Source organism: uncultured Maritalea sp. (assembly GCF_937139385.1).
Lineage (GTDB): Bacteria > Pseudomonadota > Alphaproteobacteria > Rhizobiales > Devosiaceae > Maritalea > Maritalea porphyrae_A.
On the sequence record NZ_CAKZPW010000158.1, the window covers coordinates 1 to 3,704 of the forward strand.

At 52.0% G+C, this 3,704-nt stretch carries 4 protein-coding genes; all 4 read right to left on the reverse strand.

Translation table 11 applies throughout. The features are described from left to right. A partial coding sequence (locus tag Q0231_RS06640; protein WP_299346604.1) for an SDR family oxidoreductase occupies window positions 1-319 on the reverse strand: 319 nt, incomplete at its 3' end. Window positions 320-322: 3 nt separating this feature from the next. Continuing rightward, the gene (gene purF, locus Q0231_RS06645) at window positions 323-1,834 is read right to left on the reverse strand and encodes an amidophosphoribosyltransferase (protein WP_299346607.1); all 1,512 of its coding nucleotides are present in this window, start codon (window positions 1,832-1,834) and stop codon (window positions 323-325) included. A gap of 106 nt (window positions 1,835-1,940) precedes the next feature. Beyond that, window positions 1,941-2,525: a CvpA family protein gene (locus tag Q0231_RS06650; protein WP_269392129.1), complete on the reverse strand. Its 585-nt coding sequence runs from the start codon at window positions 2,523-2,525 to the stop codon at window positions 1,941-1,943. A gap of 79 nt (window positions 2,526-2,604) precedes the next feature. Further along, window positions 2,605-3,704: DNA repair protein RadA (gene radA, locus Q0231_RS06655; protein WP_299346612.1), on the reverse strand; the 1,100-nt coding region annotated here is incomplete at its 5' end.

The window sequence follows — 3,704 nt, forward strand, 5'->3', positions numbered from 1 at the left end:
AAATGTGCGGAACCGGGCTGATAATGCCCAACAAACCCGCATTGGCAATCAGACCGTCAAGCTTGCCCCAACGTTCAAAAATCGATCCACCCATTTGGTCGATTTTGTCGCCATCAGCAATGTCGAGGGGCACAAGGGTGGCTGAACCACCAACCGCTTGGATTTCGTCGTCCAGCTCTTCCAAACCGCCAATGGTGCGGGCAACAGCAATAATATGCGCGCCGCGCTTCGCCGCTTCAATTGCGGTAAAATATCCAATGCCGCGCGATGCGCCAGTAATCAGGATGACGCGATCAGCCAAATCTTTGTTGTCAGACATGAATTAGCCAGCCTCTCGCAGCATGGAAGTTTGTTTCAGTTTGCCGTTTTCTGCTTCTAAATCGACCAAGCGAGTAGGGTACTCTCCGGTGAAATAATGGTCAGTAAACTGAGGGTTTTTCGGATCGCGGGGCGCACCGCCCACCGCATCATAGAGCCCATCAACCGATAGAAAATGCAAAGAATCTGCACCGATGAATTTACACATTTCATCATGGTCTGTGTATTGATTAGCCAATAGCTTTTCAGGGTCGGGCGTATCAATGCCGTAGTAATCTGAATGGGTGATTTTTGGGCTGGCCACAACCAAATGCACTTCGCTGGCACCCGCATCGCGCACCAATTGCACAATCTTGGTAGACGTTGTGCCACGCACCACTGAATCATCCACCAATATCACACGCTTACCATCCAATTGGCCGCGGTTGGCGGAGTGCTTCAATTTAACACCGAAGGCGCGAATTTGCTGGCTTGGTTCAATAAAGGTCCGCCCCACATAGTGGTTGCGGATGATGCCCAATTCAAACGGGATGCCGCTTTCTTGTGCGTAACCGATTGCAGCTGGGGTGCCGCCATCTGGCACGGGCACCACGACATCGCCTTGCACAGGCGCTTCGCGCGCCAAGTTGCGGCCCATGGCTTTGCGCACATTATACACCGAGCGACCAGCAACAAATGAATCAGGGCGGGCGAAATAGACATATTCGAACAAACAAACACGCTCTGGCTTTGGCTCAAACGGCTTGGACGATGTAATCTCGATCGTGCCGTCTCTTTGCTTTTCGCAAACAATGACTTCGCCATTTTCAACATCGCGCACAAATTTTGCGCCAATGATATCAAGCGCACAAGTTTCTGAAGCAAAGATTGGCGCACCGTCTAGTTCGCCCAAAACCAACGGGCGAATACCAAAGGGATCGCGAGCACCCATAATTTTGGTACGGGTCATGGCGATTAGGGCATAACCGCCTTCCATCTGAGAAATGGCTTCAATAAAACGCGCAGCAGAGCGTTCTTTCTTAGACTGCGCAATCAAGTGCAGCACAACTTCACTATCTGAAGTAGACTGGCAAATCGCACCGTTGGCGATTATCTCGCGACGCAATTTCAATGCGTTGGTGAAGTTACCGTTGTGCGCCACCGCAATGCCGCCAACACTAAGTTCGGCAAACAATGGCTGCACGTTGCGTAACGCAACTTCGCCAGTTGTTGAATATCGATTGTGACCCAAAGCAACATCGCCGGGCAGCTTCTCGAGCATTTGGGGATCAGTGTAATGATCACCCACCAAGCCCATGCGCCGCTCAGAGTGAAAGCGTGTGCCATCGTAGGTTACGATACCTGCAGCTTCTTGACCGCGATGTTGGAGAGCGTGAAGACCAAGCGCGGTCAGTGCCGCTGCGTCTTTGTGCTGGAGGATGCCGAATACACCGCACTCCTCATGTAACGTGTCACCTTCAAGGTCAAAAACGTCATTTTCGCTGGCATTGCCAGCCGGGTGAGAGGAGTGCGCCAACAGTTTCCACCTATGTCATTTCATTGTCATGCAATGCTTGTCGGCTGATTACGCCCATGCGGCAATGGAGTCAACAAGCCGACTGGCTTTTACAAACCTTTGACCATTAGGTCGAAGTTTCGGTTGGAAGTTCTTCTTCCAATTCGTCGGTGCCCTCTACAACCGGAGCTTCGGGTTGAGGGGAGCGCCCGCGCAGAGTTTCGCTGACCATATCTTCCAGATCTTCAGGTAGGGCTGCGATCAAATCTTCGCCCAACTGTGAAAGCATAGGCAGTGTTTTGCTTTCTTTGCCCCAGTCGTTGACCACAGATTGGAACAACCACTGACCAAAAATTACAAACACAACAGCAATCAAAATGCCGCGTAAACCACCAAAGATGAACCCGAGCGAACGATCGAGTGGGCCAATTTTGCTGTCGCCCACAAGGTCGGCGATCCACATGGTCAACAGATGCAACACAATCAGCGCAACAATAAAGCTCACAAGGACCGTCGCAATGTCTGCAACCAATGGCTCGGCCACATATTGGCGTGCAAGATCTGGATTATTTGCAAACATCCACCAGGCAAACAGTGCAGAACCACCCCATGTTGCAAGCGATAGTATTTCGCGGGTTAGTCCCCGCATGGTGGCCAACAAGGCTGAAACCAAAACGATCAAGCCAACGGCAATATCAAATGCGGTAATCATTCTAAGACTATTCCCTCACGAAAACTCAGCGGTCGAATTTGCATTTCATTTAACCGCAATTGACGATAAAGCCAAGCGTTCACTCGTCATCTTTGTTAATGGGGCGCTTTGCACGGGATGCGATTTGTGCCACCAAATCCGCCAGTTGTTTAAATCGGCGCGTTTCGATTGCCCCGTCTTTGTCTTTCTCTTTGCCAAAAGCGGTGACGGCCAACCCAAATCCAAGCTTGTTTGCTTCTTTGAGGCGCGTTTGACTGTGCGAGACTGGGCGCACGCCACCGGAAAGGCTCACTTCACCAAAATATACCGCGTCGGCGGGAAGGGGGGCATTCGTTAATGAGGACACAAGTGCAGCGGCAACGGCCAAATCTGCGGCTGGCTCAGAAATCTTCAAACCACCTGCAACGTTTAAATAGATATCGTTTGCGCCAATTCGAACGCCGCAATGGGTTTCCAATACGGCCAGCACCATCGATAGGCGGGCCGAATCCCAACCGACTACCGCCCGGCGCGGTGTGCCAAGTGGTGAAGGGGAAACAAGCGCTTGAATTTCAACTAAAACTGGCCTTGTGCCTTCCATGCCTGCAAAAACCGCAGAACCGGACGCTTCTTTGTCGCGTTGGTCAAGAAATAGGGCGGATGGATTTGCGACTTCGCGTAAACCTTCGGACGCCATTTCGAACACGCCAATTTCGTCCGTTGCGCCATAACGATTCTTCACACCGCGCAAAATGCGGAAATTGTGGCTGGCATCGCCTTCAAAATATAAAACCGCATCAACCATATGCTCTACAACACGTGGTCCAGCAATTTGGCCATCTTTGGTGACGTGACCCACCAAAATCATGCAGGCTCCGCGTTTTTTAGCGAACCGCGTGAGCTCTTGCGCGCAGGCCCTGACCTGGGCGACGGTGCCAGGCGCGGCGCCGAGCTGATCTGTCCACATGGTTTGAATGGAATCGATGACAACGACATCGGGCTTCTCGGCCATTAAACCGTCAAGTATGGGGCCGAGAGATGTTTCGGAAGCAAGAGCTACGGGGGCGTCGCCCAAACCCAGGCGCTTGGCCCGTCGCCGCACTTGCCCGGCTGATTCTTCGCCGGAAATATAAGCTGTTTTCAAGCCGCTTTTCGCAAGGCTGCCCACAGCTTGTAATAGGAGCGTTGATTTTCCGATGC